Source organism: Georgenia sp. H159 (genome assembly GCF_035607575.1).
Lineage (GTDB): Bacteria > Actinomycetota > Actinomycetes > Actinomycetales > Actinomycetaceae > Oceanitalea.
In genome coordinates, this window is sequence record NZ_JAYDZY010000004.1 from 1 (window position 1) to 19,269 (window position 19,269).

Annotated in this window: 14 protein-coding genes; 4 read left to right on the top strand and 10 right to left on the bottom strand. The window is 74.7% G+C overall.

Translation table 11 applies throughout. From position 1 onward, the window contains the following. Positions 1 to 172 precede the first annotated feature (172 nt). The 6 genes from VR894_RS06425 to VR894_RS06450 form a co-directional block, all read right to left on the bottom strand. Positions 173 to 1,099: a type IV toxin-antitoxin system AbiEi family antitoxin gene (locus VR894_RS06425; RefSeq protein ID WP_324650533.1), complete on the bottom strand. Its 927-nt coding sequence runs from the start codon at positions 1,097 to 1,099 to the stop codon at positions 173 to 175. 221 nt (positions 1,100 to 1,320) lie between these two features. Beyond that, positions 1,321 to 2,865 carry an amidohydrolase gene (locus VR894_RS06430; protein ID WP_324650534.1) on the bottom strand — a complete coding sequence of 515 codons (1,545 nt, stop codon included), beginning with the start codon at positions 2,863 to 2,865 and terminating at the stop codon, positions 1,321 to 1,323. A 2-nt stretch (positions 2,866 to 2,867) separates the two neighbouring features. Beyond that, a complete protein-coding gene (locus VR894_RS06435) occupies positions 2,868 to 3,434 on the bottom strand; it encodes an NYN domain-containing protein (protein WP_324650535.1) in 567 nt (188 codons plus the stop codon). Positions 3,435 to 3,578: 144 nt separating this feature from the next. Beyond that, entirely contained in the window at positions 3,579 to 4,316 is a 738-nt protein-coding gene (locus VR894_RS06440; protein ID WP_324650536.1) for a PspA/IM30 family protein, read from the bottom strand. A 60-nt stretch (positions 4,317 to 4,376) separates the two neighbouring features. Beyond that, positions 4,377 to 6,410 carry a TPM domain-containing protein gene (locus VR894_RS06445; RefSeq protein ID WP_324650537.1) on the bottom strand — a complete coding sequence of 678 codons (2,034 nt, stop codon included), beginning with the start codon at positions 6,408 to 6,410 and terminating at the stop codon, positions 4,377 to 4,379. A 49-nt stretch (positions 6,411 to 6,459) separates the two neighbouring features. Continuing rightward, entirely contained in the window at positions 6,460 to 7,356 is an 897-nt protein-coding gene (locus VR894_RS06450) for an NUDIX hydrolase (RefSeq protein WP_324650538.1), read from the bottom strand. A gap of 104 nt (positions 7,357 to 7,460) precedes the next feature. Here VR894_RS06450 and VR894_RS06455 point away from each other — a divergent pair, with 104 nt between their 5' ends. Next, entirely contained in the window at positions 7,461 to 8,432 is a 972-nt protein-coding gene (locus VR894_RS06455) for a Gfo/Idh/MocA family oxidoreductase (protein WP_324650539.1), read from the top strand. Between the two features lie 69 nt (positions 8,433 to 8,501). On the opposite strand, the gene VR894_RS06460 is transcribed toward VR894_RS06455, so the two are convergent. Genes VR894_RS06460 through VR894_RS06470 form a run of 3 tightly spaced genes read right to left on the bottom strand, consistent with a single transcriptional unit; the run spans position 8,502 to position 14,250 of the window. Continuing rightward, positions 8,502 to 10,151, bottom strand: coding sequence for a DNA repair helicase XPB (locus VR894_RS06460; RefSeq protein WP_324650540.1), 1,650 nt, complete (start codon positions 10,149 to 10,151; stop codon positions 8,502 to 8,504). A 53-nt stretch (positions 10,152 to 10,204) separates the two neighbouring features. Further along, entirely contained in the window at positions 10,205 to 12,451 is a 2,247-nt protein-coding gene (locus VR894_RS06465; RefSeq protein ID WP_324650541.1) for a helicase-associated domain-containing protein, read from the bottom strand. Further along, the gene (locus tag VR894_RS06470; protein ID WP_324650542.1) at positions 12,448 to 14,250 is read right to left on the bottom strand and encodes an SseB family protein; all 1,803 of its coding nucleotides are present in this window, start codon (positions 14,248 to 14,250) and stop codon (positions 12,448 to 12,450) included. The genes VR894_RS06465 and VR894_RS06470 overlap by 4 nt, the downstream gene beginning before the upstream one ends. 182 nt (positions 14,251 to 14,432) lie before the next feature. Here VR894_RS06470 and VR894_RS06475 point away from each other — a divergent pair, with 182 nt between their 5' ends. The 3 genes from VR894_RS06475 to VR894_RS06485 are packed head-to-tail and all read left to right on the top strand — an operon-like array spanning position 14,433 to position 16,955. Then, positions 14,433 to 14,816 carry a cold-shock protein gene (locus VR894_RS06475; RefSeq protein ID WP_324650543.1) on the top strand — a complete coding sequence of 128 codons (384 nt, stop codon included), beginning with the start codon at positions 14,433 to 14,435 and terminating at the stop codon, positions 14,814 to 14,816. Between the two features lie 26 nt (positions 14,817 to 14,842). Beyond that, positions 14,843 to 15,682 carry a DUF3027 domain-containing protein gene (locus VR894_RS06480; RefSeq protein WP_324650544.1) on the top strand — a complete coding sequence of 280 codons (840 nt, stop codon included), beginning with the start codon at positions 14,843 to 14,845 and terminating at the stop codon, positions 15,680 to 15,682. 58 nt (positions 15,683 to 15,740) lie between these two features. Next, the gene (locus VR894_RS06485; protein WP_324650545.1) at positions 15,741 to 16,955 is read left to right on the top strand and encodes an MFS transporter; all 1,215 of its coding nucleotides are present in this window, start codon (positions 15,741 to 15,743) and stop codon (positions 16,953 to 16,955) included. Between the two features lie 6 nt (positions 16,956 to 16,961). On the opposite strand, the gene VR894_RS06490 is transcribed toward VR894_RS06485, so the two are convergent. Continuing rightward, positions 16,962 to 19,190: a glycoside hydrolase family 3 N-terminal domain-containing protein gene (locus VR894_RS06490; protein ID WP_324650758.1), complete on the bottom strand. Its 2,229-nt coding sequence runs from the start codon at positions 19,188 to 19,190 to the stop codon at positions 16,962 to 16,964. Positions 19,191 to 19,269: the final 79 nt, after the last annotated feature.

Genomic DNA, 19,269 nt, shown 5'->3' on the forward strand with positions numbered 1-19,269 from the left:
GCCCCCTCTCGCGGCGAGAGCGGAGTTGTTGCGGGCGCGCCGCCCCCTCTCGCGGCGAGAGCGGAGTTGTTGCGGGCGCGCCGCCCCCTCTCGCGGCGAGAGCGGAGTTGTTGCGGGCCGCTCCATCGCGGGGGATGCGAGCCGCTCCATCGCGGCGGCGAGGGCTGAGCTGTCAGGGATTCCAGGGGCGACGGCGGAACTCGATCGAGATCCCGAGCAGCTCCATGACCGCATGTTCCAGCCTCGGTTCGTGCCCGAGGACGTCGACCAAGGTCGCCGCGACAGTCTTCCACCGGAAACGTCGGTCGATGTCGGCTCGGCGTCTCTCATCGTGCTCGCGCTGGGCGACGGTTCGTAGGTGGTGTTCCGCGCCGTCGTACTCGATGCCGACGCGCGCCTCGAGGATTCCCATGTCGAGCCGATACACCTCCCGGCCCTGCTCGTCCCGCAGGCTCACCTGCACTGCCGGCCGAGGCAGCCCAGCTTCGATGATGCGCAGCCTGCACCAGGACTCGGGGACCGACTCTGTCGCAGGTTCGCAGAGCTCGATGACCTCGCGAGCCCGTCGGATGAAGCGATGTCCGCGGAGCGGGGCCGCAGCCTTCTCGAGCTCCGCGACTGTTGTCAGTCCGACGTGGGTCAGCGTGTCGACCGCGCCCAGTCCGATAAACCTGGGGCGCCAGCGGGCAAGGTCAAGGGCCGTACGTGTCGGTGACGTGCACGGAACACCATTGACATCGACGACGTCGTCTCGGGGCAGCTCACTGATGAATGCGTTGATCGCCGGGTGTTCGGGTCGGACGCTGTCGAGCGGCACGACGCACTCGAGCAGCGGCGGCGCTCGCCACCGCTCGGGCGGGCGTACGTCGACTCCGTACAGCCACGCGGCCGACTCCCGTGCCAGCGCAGCGCGCGACGGAAGCACCAGCTTCACGGCCGTCACGCGGGCATCCAGATCATCGACGAGACGGCTGGGAAGGTAGACGCCTCGGTGCGGTCGGACGAGTTCGCCGGCCCGGCAGAGCGCGAGGAGATCGTGGCCGTTCAAGCCATGGCGGAGAGCTTCACGGTAGGTGAACGGCTCGGTGATGACGTCCATCGCCCCGACGATCCACGCGGCACCACCACGGCGGCTCGGCAGGACTATCGGACTGTGGACGATCCACGAGCGGACGGTGCATGTGGAACAACGTCGTGGTGTCCGGCACGGGCTGCGCGCGTGCTGGTGCAACAACTCCGCTCTCGGCGGGAGGGGTGGGCGGGGGGAGGGGTGGGTGCAACAACTCCGCTGTCGGCGCGAAAGGGGAGGGGACCGAGGGGCTATGGGTGGGTGCGGTGGGTGAGTCGGCCGGCGACGACGGTGGCAGACACCGGCATCGTGCGCAGGTGGGCGGCGGCCTGGGCGGAGTCGGCGGCGGGGGCGAGGGGGTCGGCGTCGAGGAGGACGACGTCGCCCGGGTGGCCGGGCGCGACCGTGCCCCAGCCGTCGGTGCTGGCGGCCAGCGCCTCGGCTGGGGCGATCCGCTGCGCGGGCGTCCAGGGCCCGCGCTCATCGGCGCTGCGGTGCACGGCGGCCGACATCGCGAGCCACGGGTCGAGCGGCGCGACCGGGGCGTCGGAGCCGAAGCGCAGCTCCGCACCCGCGTCCAGGAGGTCGCGCAGCGGGAAGGTGCGGTCGGCCCGGCCCGGCCAGCAGGCCTCGGCAACGTCGCGGTCGTCGAGCAGGTGCGCAGGCTGCACACTGGCACCCACCCCGAGCTGGGCGAAGCGGGCCACGTCCGACCGGCGCACCAGCTGGGCGTGCTCGATGGTCCCGCGTGCGCCGCTCGCGGCGTAGGAGTCGAGGGCGATCGTCACGGCGGCGTCGCCGATCGCGTGCACCGCCGCCGTGAGCCCGGCAGCGGCGGCGCGGCGCATGAGCTCGACGAGCTCGCTCGCCGGGACGGTCTGCGCCCCGAAGGAGGCGTGCCCGTCTCCGGGCTCGACCCCGGCGCCGTGGTCGACGACGCCGTAGGGCTCGTGGCAGAAGGCGGTGCGGGTGTTGAGCGCGCCGTCGGAGATGACCTTCACCGGGCCCATGGTGAGCAGGCCGCCGCCGCCCGGCAGTGGGTCTCCGGTGCGCAGGCCAGCGGCGAGGACGTCGGCGAGGTCGTCGACGTAGACGCCCGTCCGCACCCGCAGCGAGTCCAGGCCGTCGGCGACCCGTTCCGGCCAGACCCGGTGGTTGGGCGCGAACTCCATGTCGACGACGCCGACGACGCCCCGCGCGGCCGCGGTGGCCAGCCCCGCCCGGAAGCCCTCCTCCCCGGAGTGCGGCATGCGCCCGATCGCGGCGAGCACGTCGAACCACTCGTGCTCGCGCAGCAGGCCGGCCCGCGAAGGCAGTCCGAGCCGCTGCAGCGCGGCGCTGTTGAGCCACCCGCAGTGAACGTCGCCGGAGATGAGGACCACGGGGACGTCCGGGGCCACGGCGTCCAGCGCCGTCGTCGTCGGCAGGTCCGGCCACAGCGCGTCGCGGAACCCGTAGCCCTCGAGCAGCGCCCCGGGTGCCGGCGGACGGGACGAGACGCCCGAGCGCACGATGTCGACGACGTCGGCGGCGCTCGCCGCCTGCGTGAGGTCGAGGCGGGCGAAGGAGCGGGCCCACTGCGCGCTGTGCACGTGCTGGTCCCACAGGCCGGGGACGATCCAGCGGCCGTCGGCGTCGAGCTCCTCACCCCCGGCCGCGAGGTCCGGCCCGACCTCGACGACGCGCCCCGCCTCGATCCGGACGTCGACGACGGCGCCGCCCGGGTGGGCCGAGGCCGAGCCGCGGGTGGACGCGACGGGGACCAGCCGGGCCCGCCGGACGAGCAGGCGCGTCACGGTCAGAGGTAGCGGGTGGGGTCGAAGCTGGTGAGCGGGATGATCCGCACGCGCGGCAGCGGTGCCTGGAAGGCGCCGATGTCGTCCTCGAGGTCGAACAGCCGCAGCCCGCGGTGGGTGAGCTCGGCGAGGTGGGAGTTGACGAACTCGCGGAAGCAGATGACCCCGACCCGCCGCCCGGCGTCGACGAGCTGCTCGACCTGGGGGAGGAAGTCGCCGTCGTGGGAGGCGAGGAGGACGTCGCCGTCCGGCAGGTCGAGGATGGCCTCGAGGGTGCGCTGGATACCGATGTCGACCACCTTCTCCGAGGAGAGGCCGGACAGCGGGATCGGGTGGAAGCTCATCGCGAGCAGCGCCTGGACGAAGCTCATCGGCATCTGCCCGGAGCTGGCGTTGAGGAAGAAGAGCCCCTTGGCGTCCTGGTCGAAGGCCGCGTGGGCGAAGTCGAGGATGCGGTCCCAGCGGGGACGCTCCTCGGGGGCCGGCCGACGGCCGAGCACACTCATCCCCAGGGTGGCATCGATGTTCTCCCCGTCGATGAGCAGGTAGGTGCGCGGCGCGTCGGACATGGGCTCACCTTAGCGACGAGCCGACGACGACGGCGCGACACGGCCGGGCGGGTTCGCCGCGGGTGGGGACGGGGGTCCAGGACGACGTGAAGGGTCCGGGTCCGCCACGGACCCGAACCCTTCACGCCGGTGGTGCGGTGGTGGTCAGGACTCGATCTGGTCCGGGGTCTTGCCCTGCTTGAGGGCGGCCAGCCGGAGCTCGACCTCGCTCGTCGTGCCGTAGTCCTCGAGCTCGGCGAACTGGGACTCCAGCGAGCCGGCGTTGATCTCGGCCCGGCCCGCGACGCGGGCCTCCTCGCGGCGGACCTGCTCCTCGAAGCGGGAGATCTCGGTCGTGGGGTCGAGGACGTTGATCGAGGAGATGGCGCTCTGCACCTTGCCCTGCGCCTCGGCGGTCTTGGCGCGGGCCACGAGCTGGTCGCGGCGCGACTTCAGCTCGTCGAGCTTCGTGCGCATCTGGGTGAGGCCGGTCTTGAGCTTGTCGACCACCTCGTTCTGCGAGGCGATCATCGGCTCGGCGTCCCGGGCCTCCTTCTCCGCGTTGATCTGCTTGGTGAGCGCGATCTTGGCGAGGTCGTCGAAGCGCTGGGCCTCGCCGGCGTCCCCGGCGGCGCGCAGCTGCTCGGCCTTGTTCGACGCGGCGATGGCCTTGTTGCCCCAGTCGCGGGCCTCCTCGAGGTCGGCGGCGTGGTCCTGCTCGGCGAGGCGCAGGTTCCCGATCGTCACGGCCACCGCCTCCTCGGCCTCGACGATGGAGTTGGTGAAGTCCCGCACGAGCTGGTCGAGCATCTTCTGCGGGTCCTCGGCGCGGTCGATGAGCGCGTTGATGTTGGCCTTGGTCAGCTGGGCGATGCGGCCCAGGATGCTCTGCTTCTCGGTCATGGTGCTGCCTCTCGTCGAGTGGTCGTCATGAATTGTTGCAAAACGTGTGCCGGAGGGCGGTCAGAACCGGCCGCCCCCTCCGCCGAAGCCGCCGCCGAAGCCCCCGCCTCCGCCACCGAAGCCGCCCCCTCCGCCGAAGCCGCCTCCGCCGCCGAATCCGCCCCCGCCCCAGCCGCTGTGCCGGCCGCCACCGCCGAGGAGGATGCCGCCGAGGATGAGCGAGCCGACGTCCAGCCCGCCGCGGCCACCCCCGTAGCCGCCGCCGATCCCGCCGCCGAAGCCGCCACCGCCGAAGGAGTTGGTGTCCTGCTCGGCGAGCTGCTGGGCCGCTGCGACGCGCTGCTCGGCCTGCTGGACGAGGCCGAGGGCGCGCTCGGGGTCGAGTCCCGCCAGCTCGCCGGCCTGCTGCGCGAGCCGCGCGGCCTCCGACAGGCGGGTGCGGGCCTCGCTGCCGACGGCGCCGCGGCGCGTGCGGACGTACTCCGAGACGGCGGCGATCCGGGCGTTCACGGCGTCGAGCCGGTGGGTCAGCTGGGTGCGGGCGCGCTCCTGGCGCTCCTCCAGCTGCCGGGACGGCGCGAGCACGGCGTCCAGGGCGTCCTCGGCGGCGGCGAGCCGCTCGAGCGCGGCGAGGGGGTCCCCGCCCTGACGCGCCTGGTTGCCCTGCTCGATGGCGGCGCGGGCCTCGACGACGCGCGGACCGACGACGGCGTCGTCGGGAGCGAGGCGCTGGGCGTCGCGCACGTCGGAGCCGATGGAGGCCAGGGCGGCGTCGAGCCGCTGGGCCGCCTGGGCGAGGTCGTCGTTGGCGCGCTCGACCGCGTCGAGGAGGGAGGAGGCCTGGCCGATGGCCTCCTGGGCGGTGTATGCAGCCGCCACCGCGGCGGCCCGGTTGTCGGTCTCGATCTGGCGCCGGCCCTCCGCGATCGCCTCGCGGGCACCCTCGAGCAGCCCGGTGGCCTGCGCCGGGTTCTGCGAGATGGAGGTGAGAGCGGTGGCGGGGTACCGGGCGGCGAGGCCGTCGAGGACGACCCGGGCGGTCGGGAGCCGGCCCTCGACCTCCGCTGCCCGGGTCTCCATCTCGCTGAGCACCTGCGGCGCGCGCGACTGCATGTCGCGCAGCTCGCTGAAGTGGCTGGCCTGGGCCTGGAGGGTCTCGGCGACCTCGTCGCACAGGGTGAGGATCTCGGCCATCATCGTGCGGGCCTGCGGCTCGGTCTCCGGCTGATCGTCGTCGAGCAGCTGGCGGACGTGGAAGGCGCGCGCGGCCTTGGTCCTGGCCTCGGCGAGCGCGGCGCTGAACGAGTCGGTGGCCTGGAGACCGAACTGGGCCTTGGCGAACCCGAGCTCCTCCTCGGAGGACCGGATCGCGTCGTCGACGGCGACGAGGGCCGAGCCGGCGCGCTTGTTGAGCTCCTCGGTGGGCAGCCGCAGGGGGTGGTCGGCGGGCAGCTCCTGGCCGCGGGGGCCGCGCGGCGCCGCCGAGTCGCGGCCGCGGTTCCTCACCCACGAGAAGAGCGCGATCGCCGCGATGGCGAGCAGGCCGATGAGGAAGATCGTGCCGAAGCCGATCCCGCCGCCACCGCTGCTGCCGGTGCCGGCACCGCCGTCGCCGGGCTCCCAGTCCTGGAGCCCCTGGGCGGCCGCGACGGCAGCGGCCGCCCAGTTGTCCTGCGAGAGCTCGGGCTCGACCAGCTGGGTGCGGATCTGCGCGTAGCCCTGCTCCGAGACGACCGCGGTGCCGCCACCCAGGAAGTAGGCGCGGTCGTCGACGGCCACGGCGAGGAGCGAGTCGTCGGTGCCCATGTTCGAGGCGTCGAAGGTCTCCTCTGCCCAGGCGTCGGCATTCATCCCGTCGAAGTCGTCGACGTAGACGACGAACAGCGAGATCCCTGCGTCGTCCTGCAGCTCGGCGACGGCGTCCTCGACGTCACCGCCCTCGCCGCCGTCGAGCACCCCGGCGTTGTCGGTGACCCGGTCCTCGAGGAAGAGCGGCGGTTCAGCGGCGGCCGGGCCGGTCAGCGCGCCGAGCAGGACGAGGAGGGGCAGCAGGAGGACGACGGCGCGCAGGCGCCGGGGGGTCGGGTGGCTCACACCTGCGATCTTCGCGTCCCCGCCGGGCCATTGCAATGTCGATGACGGGCTACCGGGGGCGGACGATGGGCAGCTTGGTGCCGGCCGCCTCCCGCTCGTCGAGGACGGCGCGCCGGAAGCGGAAGAGCTTGGCGGGGCGCCCGCCGGTGGTCGCGTCCACCTCACCGGTCTCCTCGACGAGCTCCTGCTGCTCGACGAGCCGGCGGAAGTTCTGCTTGTGGAGGTGCTGGCCGGCGACCGCCTCGACGGTCGACCGCAGCCGGCTGAGGGTGAAGCTCTCCGGGAGCATCTCGAAGACGACGGGGCGGTACTGGATCTTCGCCCGCAGGCGGCCGATCCCGGTCGCCAGGATGCGCCGGTGGTCGCGCTCCATCGGCAGCCCGGTTCCTGGCGTCGGGTCACCGCCGTGCGCCTCGGGGAGGAGGCCGGCCTCGTAGAGGAGCTCGTAGCGCTGGAGGGCCATGTCGGGGAGCCACGGGTGCCCGTCGAGCCCGAAGGTCACGGCAACGCGCAGCCGCCGCCGCTCGGCCTGCGCCGCCGTCGTCGAGGACGCCCACGCCGCGAGGGCGGGCGCGAGCGTGGCGGCGATGACGCCGTCGTCGCCAGAGCGGTGGTCCTCCCACGGGAAGTACTCCAGCCAGCTGCGCCACCCGGGCGTGACCGCCGAGACCGTCGTCAGCCCGAGGTAGGAGACCTCCAGGACCGGGCGTGGGCCCCGGCCGCGGTCGGCGAAGGTGTAGAGCTGCTCGACGTAGCCGAGGTCGTACCCGGTCTGGCGGGCGACCCAGGAGCGCATGCCGGCCTGCATCGAGCGGTGGCCGGACTGCAGCGGCCCGGAGGGGAGACGGCGGCCGTCGGCCGTCGTGAGGACCAGCGGCACGCCGTTCTGCACGGCGGTGATGACGGCGACGAGCTCCGCACTCACCCGCTCGTCCTGCTCGCCCACCGGGCCTCCCGTCGTCGTCCGCTGCCGGCCCCATCATGCCGTGCGCCGCCCGGAGCGACCGCGTGCCCGCTAGCCTGGGCGCCGGCCGACGACAGGAGGAACCGATGGTGGACATCCGGTGGGGCGTGCTCGGAGCGGCGCGGATCGCCCGGAAGGCGGTCGTCCCGGCGATCCGGCGCAGCGGTGCCGGCGAGGTGGTGGCGGTGAGCTCGGCCAGCGGCCGCGCGGCGGAGTTCGCCGCGGACCTCGGCATCGAGCGCCACTACGCGAGCCACGAGGAGCTGCTTGCCGACCCGGACGTCGACGCCGTCTACGTCCCGCTGCCGAACACCGAGCACGCGCGGTGGTCGATCGCGGCCGCGCGGGCGGGCAAGCACGTCCTGTGCGAGAAGCCGATCGTCCAGGGCCTCGCCGAGCTCGACGCGGTCGAGGCGGCCGCCGCGGACGCGGGCGTCCAGCTGGCCGAGGCGTTCATGTACCGCCACCACCCGCAGCTGGCCCGGCTGCGGGAGCTGCTGGACTCCGGCGCGATCGGGCGGCTCGTCACCGTCGAGTCCTCCTTCCACTTCGTGCAGGGCCGCCAGGAGCCGCTCGACATCCGGCTGCGGCGCGACCTCGGTGGCGGGGCGCTCAACGACATCGGCTGCTACCCGGTGGACCTGCTCGGCTGGCTCACCGGCAGCGAGCCGGACGACGTGGGCGTCGTCGCGCACCGTGACGTGCCCGACGGCGCGAACACCCGGGTCGCGATCGCCGCCCGCTACGGGGAGCTCACCGCCAACCTCCACTGCTCCCTCGACGCGGCCTTCCGCGCGGATGCGCGCCTCCACGGCAGCGAGGGCACGATCCACCTGCCCGACGCCTTCCGCGCGGACGTCCGGGGCGGCACCGCCCGCATCGTCGTCGAGCGCGGGGAGGAGCGGACCGTCGTCGAGGTCGACGGCGACCAGTACGGCGCGCAGGTCGCGCACTTCGCCGAGCGGGTGCGCACGGGCACGCCCGACCCGGACGACGCCGCCCTCACCCGACGCACCGCCGCCACCCTGGAGCGCATCACAAAGGCCGCGTCCCTCTAACCGCCCCCCAGCCGTGGCGCCGAGAGCGGAGTTGTTGCCGCAACAAGTCCGCTCTCGGCGCAGAGGGGGTCAGTGCTCGACGGCGTCGATCTCTTCGGCGTCGACGATCCGGTAGGAGTAGCCCTGTTCGGCGAGGAACCGCTGCCGGTGGGCGGCGAACTCCTGGTCGACGGTGTCACGGGTGACGACGGTGTAGAAGTGCGCGGTCTTGCCGTCGGCCTTGGGTCGCAGCAGCCGCCCGAGCCGCTGCGCCTCCTCCTGCCGGGACCCGAAGGACCCGGAGACCTGGACGGCGACGGACGCCTCCGGCAGGTCGATGGAGAAGTTGGCGACCTTGGACACGACCAGCACCGGCAGCTCGCCGCCCCGGAACTGGGCGAAGAGCTGCTCTCGCTGGTTGACCGGCGTCGCACCGGTGATGAGCGGCGCGTCGAGGCGGTTGGACAGGTCCTCGAGCTGGTCGAGGTACTGGCCGATGACGAGCACCTGCTCGTCGGGGTGCCGGCGGACGATGTCCTCCACGACCCGCTCCTTGCCACCGGCGGTCGCGGCGAGGCGGTACCGCTCGTCGGGCTCGGCGGTGGCGTAGAGCATCCGGTCCCGATCCGGCAGGGTGAGCCGCACCTCGGTGCACTCGGCGGGCGCGATGTAGCCCTGTGCCTCGATGTCCTTCCACGGCGCGTCGTAGCGCTTGGGCCCGATGAGGGAGAAGACCTCGTCCTCACGGCCGTCCTCACGCACGAGCGTCGCGGTCAACCCGAGCCGCCGGCGTGCCTGCAGGTCCGCCGTCATCCGGAAGATCGGGGCGGGCAGGAGGTGGACCTCGTCGTAGACGATGAGGCCCCAGTCGCGGGCATCGAGCAGCTCGAGGTGAGGGTAGAGACCCTTCCGGCGCAGCGTGAGCACCTGGTAGGTCGCGATCGTCACCGGCCGCACCTCCTTGCGCGCCCCGGAGTACTCGCCGATCTCGTCCTCGGTGAGCGAGGTCCGCCGCAGCAGCTCGCTGCGCCACTGACGGGCGGAGACGGTGTTGGTGACGAGGATGAGCGTCGTCGTCGCGGACCGGGCCATCGCGCCCGCGCCGACGAGCGTCTTGCCGGCCCCGCACGGCAGGACGACGACGCCCGAGCCGCCGTGCCAGAAGCCCTCGACCGCCTCCTCCTGGTAGGGCCGCAGCGCCCAGTCGCCGGTGTCGAGCCTGATGTCGTGCGCCTCGCCGTCGACGTACCCCGCGAGGTCCTCCGCGGGCCAGCCGAGCTTGACCAGCGCCTGCTTGACCTGGCCGCGCGCGCTCGGGTGGACGACGACGCTCGCCCGGTCGAGCCGCTCGCCGACGAGGCCGGCCATCCGCTTGGAGCGCAGCACCTCCTCGAGGACCGCGACGTCCGTCGTCTCCAGCACGAGCCCGTGCGCCGGGTGGGAGACCAGGGTGAGCCGCCCGTAGCGGTCCATCGTCTCCGCGACGTCGACGAGGAGGGAGTGGGGGACGGGGTAGCGCGAGTAGTCGATGAGGGCGCTGACGACCTGCTCGGCGTCGTGCCCGGCCGCCCGCGCGTTCCACAGCCCCAGCGGGGTGAGCCGGTAGGTGTGGATGTGCTCCGGGGCGCGCTCGAGCTCGGCGAACGGGGCGATGGCGCGGCGCGCGTCGCGCGACCGCGGGTGGTCGACCTCGAGGAGCAGCGTCTTGTCGGACTGGACGATCAGGGGGCCGTCGGGCATCAGACCATTGTCGCGCGCGGGGCAGCCCAGGTCACGGTGAGCCTGGTCTCCCGTCAGGCGTCGCCGACCGCGCTGATGCGGTGGACGGCGACGACGAGCTCGGCCTCCCGGTCGAGGTCCCGCATCCGGACGCGACCACCCTCGACGCTCAGCGGCCGTACCCGGCGACGCTCGGGCTTGCCGCTCGCCCCGATGACGACGACGCGCACCGCGTTCCCGCCGTCCGCCGCCTCCCGCAGCGCGGCCACCGTGTGGACGGGGTCCGTGGCGGGCAGGTCGTCGCGCTGGGCCGCCCGCTCCTGGCCCGCGCGCATCCGGCCGACGAGTCGTTCGAGGTGGACGTCGTCGGGGCCCTGGACGTGGACCTCGCCCGCGCGCCGCACCCGCGGGACGGCGCGCACGGCGCGGCGCCCGGGACGGCCACCGAGAGCCGCGCCGGCGGGACCCTCGAGCACGGGTGACGCACCCGTCCCGCGCAGCGTCTCGAGCAGCTCCCCCGGTGAGGCGACGGTGACGAGCACGGTGGGTGCCAGCTCGCGCAGCGACAGCGCGGCCAGGCGGGGGTCGGTGACCAGCGCCCTCGTCGTGGCCTCGTCGGGGGTGCGGAGGTAGCTCGCCGCCCCGCCCACGCGCAGCTGGCCGTGCCGCCGGGCGGCGTCGCCCACGAGGTACTCCAGCGCCTGCGGCAGTGGGGTGCGGGAGGCGGCAGCGAGCCGGTCGAGGAGGACGGCAGGCTCGAGCCCGGCGTCGAGCGAGCGGCGGACGGACTCGGCGGTGAAGCGGACGGTGAGGGCGGCGCCCCGGCTCTCGACGTCGGCGACCTGGTCGAGCAGCTCGGACAGCTCGGCGCTCGGGCGGCCGGGCACGACGGCGGTGAGGTCACCCTGGACGAGGATCTCGTTGACCGGCTCCGGGAGGTCCGCGGCGAGCGCGGCGGCGACGTCGACCGGTGCCTCGGCGGAGGCGACCGCCCGGCCGGCGGAGCTCAGCGCACCGGCTCCGGTGAGGCCGAGCAGCTCGGCCTCGGCGAGCACGGCCGCGACGCTGGCCGCGGGTGGGGTGACGCGGGGCGCCTGCCAGCGCAGCACGGCGTGGACGTGCTCGGCGCCCGGTGCTGCCCCGGCGGGGAGGGAGGCGAGGATCGACAGCACCCGCCGCCGCAGCCGAGCCGCCCACCCGCGCTCGAGGCCGGGCCCGAGCGCCGCCCGCAGCCCGCCGCGCTCGTCCCGGGTGCCGACGAGCCACGGCATCCGGGCTGAGGTGACCCAGCCCTCGACGAGCAGTGCCCACCGGTCGGCGAGCTCGTCCTCGGTCCAGTCAGCGGCGAGCGAGGTGGGAGCGAGGACCGCGCGCTCGCCGTCGTCGTCGGGGGCCACGAGCCCGGCCATCGCCGCCAGCTCGACGACGGTCGCCACGTGCTCCGGCGAGGCGTCGAGGTCGGCGGCGAGCCGCCGCAGCTCGCGCACGCCCAGCCCGCCACCGCGGAGGGCGGGGACGGGGTCGAGCGACCACTGCCGCACGACGAGGCCGACGAGCCGCACGACCTCCTCGGCCGCGCGGGCGGACTCGGCGGCGACGACGGCGTCCGGCCGGGTGGGTGCGGTGGCCTGCGGCGGGCGGGGATGCGGCGACGGGTGGGTCCGCCCGCCGCGGGCGGCCAGCCCGGTCTCGAGGGGGAGGACCACCTGGGTGGCCCCGAGCCGCTGGAGGACGCCGTGGTCCAGCAGCCACCGGGTGCCGCCGGTGGGCTCCGGGCCGCCCGTCACGCCCACCGGTGTGCCGGAGGTGAGCGCCTCGAGCACCCGGACCGCGGCCGGCGGGGCGTCCGCCATGACGGCGTGGAGCTGCTCGGCGGTGACGACGGGGTCGTGGACGTCCTCCAGCGATGCCAGCGCGGGCCCGAGCCGCACCGGGTAGGGGCCGAGCGCCTCGTGCAGCGCGACCACCGGCCGACCCCCGACGACGAGGAGGAGCCGGTCGAGGTCGTCGTAGGCCACCTCGACGAGCCGGGCGTGATCGGGCTCGTCCGCGCCCATGGCCGGCAGCAGGTCGGCGACGGTCACGGGACCGAGGGCCCCCAGCGCGCAGACGGCCTCGGCGACCTCGAGGGTGTGCTGGTCGAGGGTTGCCAGCGCCCGCTCCACGGAGGGCCGGGAACACGCGCGGGCCGCCAGGGCGGTGAGGGTGGCCGGCGCGGGGACGGGCAGGTCCGGCCGCTCCCGCAGGAGCCGGACGAGCTCCGCGTCGGGCAGCCCGGCGAGCGTGGCGACGACGTCGGCGAGGCGGACGGCCGAGCTCACGCGCCACCGTCACGGCCGTCGGCCGCCCGAGGCAGGTCCGGGTTGCCCAGTGCGTGCCACACCTGCGCGCTGGGCAGCACGGCGCGCGGACCGGAGGGGTTGAGGACCAGTGCCTTGGCACGGTTCGCCAGCACGAGCTGGAGGATCGCGCCGACCGGCAGCCTGCGGACGCCGAAGGCGGTGTTGTACGCCGCCACCTCGGCCGGCGAGGTGAAGGCGAGGAGGACGGGCTTGTCGTCGTTCTGGTCCCGCACGAGCACGGGGCCGGTGCGGCCCTCGACCTCGGTGTGCGCGATGAACAGGGACGCGCCCGGCTCACCGAGCGCGGCGACGAGCTCCTGGGCGGAGTGCTCGCGGGCGAGCACGTCCTTGACCGCGGCGGCACTGGGGGCGGAGAGCGCGAAGTCGATCTCCTTGCGGCCGATCGCGCACGAGGGCCCGCCCGGGTCGACGATGAGCCACTGCAGCTCCTCGGCGCGCCGGAACAGCTCGAGCAGCCGCACGCCGGGCTGCGCGACACCGGTGACCCGCTCAGGCTGCTCCCCGCCGGCCTTCGAGCGGAACGCCACGAGCGCGTTGTTGTTCGTGAAGGCGCCCAGGGCCCGGGTGCTGTCCGGGGCGGTGAGGGTGATGAGGCGGAGCTCGGGCGTGCGGGAGCCGGGCTCCGGCAGCTGCGAGCCGGTCGCGTCGACGACGAGGCGCCCGCCGAGGACCTGGCGCAGCACGTGGAGCATGCGCTGGGGCGAGGGGTCGGCGGCGAACTCGGCGACGGCCGCGCGGACGGGCTCGTTGTCCGGCGGCGCGGGAGGCTCGGGCGGCGGTGCCACCTCCCCGAGGCGCGCGCTGTCGAGGACCACCTGGAGGTCGCCGGGGACCGAGCAGTAGTACAGGGCGAGCCGCCCGGAGTCGTCGAGGAGGTCGGCAGGCCGGGCCTCGGTGAGGAGGTGGATGCGCGCGTCGGGGACGGCGCCGGTCGACGCGCCGGGCCCCTGCTCCACGACGGCGAGCATCTGCCCGCTGTCCCGGGACTCCCCGTGCCGCACGATCCAGGTGCCCCGGTCGTCGACGAAGGGCAGCGGGACGCCGGCCGTCTCCAGCACGTCGAGCAGTCCCAGCGACCCGCCCAGGCGCAGCCGACGGCGGCCCGGGCGGGTGCCGTCGGGCAGGACGGGCCCGTCCCGGTCGACGACGACGTCGAGGACCTCCGGGCGGGGGAGCTCACCGACGTCCGGGGAGGCGCTGACGGCGACCGTCCCCGGGGCCGGTGGGGCCGTCGGGGCGGCGGCGGGCTCGGGGGTGTCCGCCGGCCCCGGGACTGCCAGGCCGGCGGCCTGGATCCGCTCGGCCATCCAGGACGGCACGGCGTCGGCCCGGCGCGGGTAGCGGGTGAGGTGGTGGACGAGGTCGGTGGCGTCGAGGGGTGTCTCCCCCTCCCGCCACGGGGTCGGTTCGACATCCCGGTTGAAGCGTCCCGTCACCGTGAACGAGGGGGTGGGCCAGCCGGTCGCGGCGAGCGAGACCGAGGCCTCGATCCAGGTGCCCTCACCGGGCCGTGCCCCGAGGTCCTGGAGCCGGCGGGCGATCGTGTGGGGCGGCTGGTCGGGCGTCAGCCGGCCCACCCTGGAGCGGCGCTCCTCCCCGCGCACCTCGATGACCCGGAAGGGGACCTCGTCGCGCAGCGGGCGCAGCTGGAGGTGCAGCCCGTCCCAGCCGGCGTCGGTCGGGAACTCGGTGACGACCCAGCGTGCGAGCGCCCCGAGGACCTCCTGCTGGACCGGGTCCGGTGGCTGCTGCGTCATGTGCTCGTCCTCCGCTCGCTGCGTGGGCCGCGTGCCCCCGGTCCCACGGTATAGCCCTCCGGCGGGCCGCGTTCGTCCGCAGCGGAGCGGCGCTCGCGGGCGGGCGGCGGCCGGTATCCTGGGGACGGCAGCGCGGCGTGTGCGCCGCCGCCCCCTGCACCACCGTCCAGAGAGGTCCTCACGTGCCCACCGGCAAGGTCAAGTGGTTCGACCCCGAACGTGGTTTCGGCTTCATCACCGCCGACGACGGCGCCCAGGTGTTCCTCCACACCTCGGCGCTGCCGGCGGACCACCCGAGCCCCAAGCCGGGGACGCGCGTCGACTTCGGCCTGGCCGACGGACGCAAGGGCCCGTCGGCGCTGTCCGTGCGGGTGCTCGACCCGGTCCCCTCGGTCGTGCGTGCCCAGCGGCGGCCCGCCGAGGACATGGTCCCGATCGTGGAGGACCTCATCCGCGAGCTCGACAGGATCTCCGGCGAGCTGCGCCGCGGCCGCTACCCCGAGCGGTCCCGCGGCACCAAGATCGCGCAGGTGCTCCGCGTGCTCGCCGACCAGTTCGACGCCTGAGCCCCGGACCCACGTAGGATCGAGCCGTGACCTCTGCTGTGCTCGTGCCCCGCGCTGCCCCGCCCCCCAAGGAAGCGGTGCTCGCCGGGGCCGTCGACCTCGCCCGCGAGGTCATCGTCGACGACGTCGGAGCCACCCAGGTGGGCGAGCACGCCGGCTACGTCGTCGAGGGCCCGCGCGTCCTGACCCACGTCTTCGAGTCCCGCACGCCCGGGTACCGCGGCTGGTACTGGGCCGTGACGCTCGCCCGCCCGCCGCGCGCCCGCACGCCCACCGTCGTCGAGGTCAACCACCTGCCGGGCGAGCAGGCCGTCCTCGCCCCCGGCTGGGTGCCCTGGGCCGACCGGCTCCAGCCCAGTGACGTCGGCCCCACCGACGAGCTGCCCTACGTCGGTGAGGACGAGCGGCTGGCCGCCGGCTACGAGGCCAGCGGTGAGGACGCCGACCAGCTCGGGCCCGAGCTCGCCTACGAGGTGGGGCTGGGCCGTGAGCGCGTGCTCTCCGCCGAGGGCCGCAGCCAGGCGGCGACCCGGTGGTACGAGGGGGACCGCGGCCCGACCGCGCCCAGTGCGCGCGCCGCCGGCGAACCGTGCTCGACGTGCGCCTTCTTCCTGCCCCTCGCCGGATCGCTGCGCCAGGTCTTCGGTGTGTGCGCCAACGAGTGGTCCCCGGACGACGGCGCTGTCGTGAGCCTGGACCACGGCTGCGGCGCGCACTCCGAGACCGGTGAGCGCAAGCGCCCGAGCATCTGGAACCCGCCGGCCCCGGTCATCGACGAGCTCGACCTCGAGGTCGTCGCCCTCGAGCGGTCCCGGGCCACCACCCCGGACCGCGGCGGGGACGAGGTCACCCCGGAAGGGTCGTGACCGCCCGCGGTACCGACCGGCCGTGTCACGCGGGGGACCGCGAGCGAGCGGGAGCGGTGTGAGCCGCGAGCGCATGTTCCCGCTGCGCACGGTGGTGCTCGGCGCCTTCGTGCCCTCGCTCGTCTTCGAGATCGGCATCGGCGCGATGCTGCCGATCGTCGCGATCACCGCGACGGGCCTGGGGGCGTCGCTCGCGATGGCGGGCGTCATGGCGGCGCTCGTCCCCGTCGGCCAGCTGCTCGCCGACGTCCCGGCAGGGGCGCTGGCCGCCCGGGTCGGTGACCGCCGGGCGATGCTTCTCGCCGGAGCGGTCGCGGCGGTCGGGTTCATCGGCTGCGCGCTGGCTCCCGGGCTCCCGATGCTCGCGGTGAGCGTGCTCCTCATCGGCGCGGCGAGCGCCGTGTTCAACCTCGCGCGACACGCCTACCTCACCGAGATCACCCCGCCGCTGCGTCGGGCGCGGGTGCTGTCAACCCTCGCCGGGGTGCACCGCATCGGGCTGTTCGTCGGGCCCTTCGCCGGTGCCGCCGTCATCCACGGCGGCGACGTGCAGACCGCGTACTGGCTCGCCCTGGGCACCTCGCTGGCCGCGACCGTCCTCATCGCCGCGGTGCCACCGGAGCGGCGGGTCGCGACCTCGGGGCCGCGGGCGCCGGCACGGTCGATGCGGTCGGTGCTGATCGAGCACCGGCGGGTCTTCACGACGCTCGGTGTGGCCGTCCTCCTGGTCGGTGCGGTCCGTGGTGCCCGGCAGACCGTCCTCCCGCTGTGGGGCGAGCACCTCGGCCTCGACCCTGCGGTCACCAGCGTCATCTTCGGGGTCGCGGGGGCAGCCGACATGCTGCTCTTCTACCCGGCGGGCAAGGTGATGGACGCGCTCGGACGCCTGTGGATCGGTGTCCCGGCAATGCTCACCATGGGCGTGGCCCTCGCGCTGCTCCCGTTCGCGACGACGGTGGCCGCGGTGACGTGGGTGGCGGTGCTGCTCGGGCTGGGCAACGGGATGAGCTCGGGGATCCTCATGACCCTCGGTGCCGACACCGCGCCCGAGGGCGAGCGGTCCCAGTTTCTCGGGATCTGGCGCATGTTCCAGGACGGCGGCGCGGCGGTCGGACCGCTCGTCGTCGCCGGCGGGGCGGCACTCGGGTCGCTCGCGGCCGGCATCTGGGTGATGGGCGGCGGCGGCCTCGTCGCGGCGGCCGGGCTGAGCCGCTCGGTGCCCCGCTGGTCGGTGCACGCCAACCGCACCACCCGCCGCCGCGCGGGCCTGTGACCGCCGCTAGGACCGCGTGACCTCCGTGCGCACCCACCGGTCGTCGTCGGGCCGGACCTCGTGGACACCGCCGACGAGCTCGACCCGTGCCTCGGTCTCCCGCTCCGCGCAGCTCGGCCCGACCCACAGCTCGACGGCGCCGGGCTCGACCACCCGGCACATCCGCCGGTCGCTGAAGGCGAGCCGCGTCGTCGGGACCGCGAAGTGGACGGTCACCTCCTCACCCGGCTCGAGGTCGACGCGGCAGTAGCCCATGAGCTGGGCGACGGGTCGCGTCACGGAGGCCGCGACGTCCCGGGCGTAGAGCTGGACGACGTCGCTGCCCGCCCGGGTGCCGGTGTTGCGGACGCGGACCGTCAGCTCGATGGCCTCGGACGTGGCCACCTCGGTGGTGGCCGGTGTGAGCGCCGAGTGCGTGAACGTCGTGTAGCTCAGGCCGTGCCCGAAGGGCAGCACGGGCGTGGGGTCGAGATTGCTCGTCTCCGAGGGCCCGGCGAGCCGGGCGTGCAGGTAGGACGACGGCTGGGAGCCGGCCGAGCGCGGCAGGCTCACGGGCAGGCGCCCGGAGGGGTTGACGCGCCCCGTGAGGACGTCGGCGAGGGCGGCCGCGCCCTCCTCACCGGGGAAGAAGCCCTGGACGACGGCGGAGCAGCGCTCCAGCGCCCAGTCCAGGACGTAGGGACGACCGGTGAGCAGCACGAGCACGACCGGTGTCCCGGTGGCCAGCACCGCCTCGACGAGCTCCCGCTGGACGCCGGGCAGCTCGAGGTCGTCACGGTCACAGCCCTCGCCGACCGTCCCGCGGCCGAAGAGCCCGGACTGGTCACCGACGACGACGACGGCGAGGTCCGCATCCTCGGCCCTGGCCACCGCGTCGGCGATGCCGCTGCGGTCGTCGTCGTCGACGGCGCAGCCCGCCGCGTAGGTCACCGACGGGAACTCAGAGCGGAGCGCGTCGAGCACCGACGGCGCCTCGATCCCCGGCTCGGTGCCCGGGTGCTGGGGGATGACGTGGTTGACGAAGGAGTAGCAGCCGAACAGTGCGGGGGACCGGTCGGCGTTCGGGCCGACGACGGCGACCCGCCCCGGCGCGACGAGCGGCAGCGTCCCGTCGTTCGAGAGCAGCACCAGCGACCGCTCGGCGAGCCGGCGGGCGAGCTCGCGGTGCGCGGTGGGATCGAGGTCGACCGCACCGTCGAGGTCGGCGGAGAAGTCCTCGTCGAGCAGCCCGAGCTCCTCCTTCTGCCGCAGGATGCGCAGCACGGCACGGTCGACGAGCTCGATGGGTGTGCGCCCGTCCTCCACCCGCTCCCGGAGGGGGGTGAGGTAGGCGTTGCCGGTGGGGAGCTCGACGTCGATGCCCGCGGCGAGGGCCTGCTCGGCCGCCTCGCCCAGGTCCGCGGCCACCCCGTGCAGGAGGTGCAGGAAGGCGACACCGAAGTAGTCGGCGACGACGGTGCCGTCGAAGCCCCACTGCTCCCGGAGGAGCTCGGTGAGCAGCTCGGGGTCCGCGGCGACCGGGACGCCGTCGATCTCGCTGTAGGAGTGCATGACCGAGCGGGCGTCACCGTCACGCAGGGCCATCTCGAACGGCGGGAGGAGCACGTCGGCCACCTCGCGCGGACCGGCGTGCACCGGGGCGAGGTTGCGGCCGGCCTGCGAGGCGGAGTACCCGACGAAGTGCTTGAGCGTCGCGTGGACGCCGGCGCTCTGCAGACCACGCACGTAGGCGGTCCCGACGGTGCCGACGAGGTAGGGGTCCTCACCGATGCACTCCTCGACCCGTCCCCACCGCGGGTCACGCACGACGTCGAGCACCGGGGCCAGCCCCTGGTGCACGCCGAGGGCCGCCATCGAGGAGCCGATCGCGGCGCCCATCTGCTCGACGAGCGCGGGGTCGAAGGCCGCACCCCACGCGAGCGGGGTGGGGAAGGTGGTCGCGCGCCACGCGGCGAGCCCGGTGAGGCACTCCTCGTGCGCGATCGCGGGGATGCCCAGGCGGGTGTTCTCCACCAGCCACCGCTGCGACTCGCGCAGCGCCCTGCGACCGGCCTCGGGCTCCACGGGGCGGGTGCCGAAGACGCGGGTGAGGTGCCCCAGGCCGTGCCGTGCGAACTGGGTGAAGCTCGGCTGGTCGTCGAGCATGGCGTCCTGCAGCGGCGCGACGACCTCGCCGTCACTGCCGGCGCCGACCCACAGCCCGACGACCTGCGCGAGCTTCTCGTCGAGGGTCATCTGCTCGAGCAGCTCCCGGACGCGGGCGCTGGCCGGGGCCTCGGGGTGCGGCACGGCGCCGTTGGTCCCGACGGCGGGG

Coding starts and splice junctions, on each gene's coding strand:
- VR894_RS06425 (WP_324650533.1), bottom strand. CDS start 1,099: ATGGACGTCATCACCGAGCCGTTCACCTACCGTGAAGCTCTCCGCCAT.
- VR894_RS06435 (WP_324650535.1), bottom strand. CDS start 3,434: ATGTCCGACGCGCCGCGCACCTACCTGCTCATCGACGGGGAGAACATC.
- VR894_RS06440 (WP_324650536.1), bottom strand. CDS start 4,316: ATGACCGAGAAGCAGAGCATCCTGGGCCGCATCGCCCAGCTGACCAAG.
- VR894_RS06455 (WP_324650539.1), top strand. CDS start 7,461: ATGGTGGACATCCGGTGGGGCGTGCTCGGAGCGGCGCGGATCGCCCGG.
- VR894_RS06460 (WP_324650540.1), bottom strand. CDS start 10,151: ATGCCCGACGGCCCCCTGATCGTCCAGTCCGACAAGACGCTGCTCCTC.
- VR894_RS06470 (WP_324650542.1), bottom strand. CDS start 14,250: ATGACGCAGCAGCCACCGGACCCGGTCCAGCAGGAGGTCCTCGGGGCG.
- VR894_RS06490 (WP_324650758.1), bottom strand. CDS start 19,190: ATGACCCTCGACGAGAAGCTCGCGCAGGTCGTCGGGCTGTGGGTCGGC.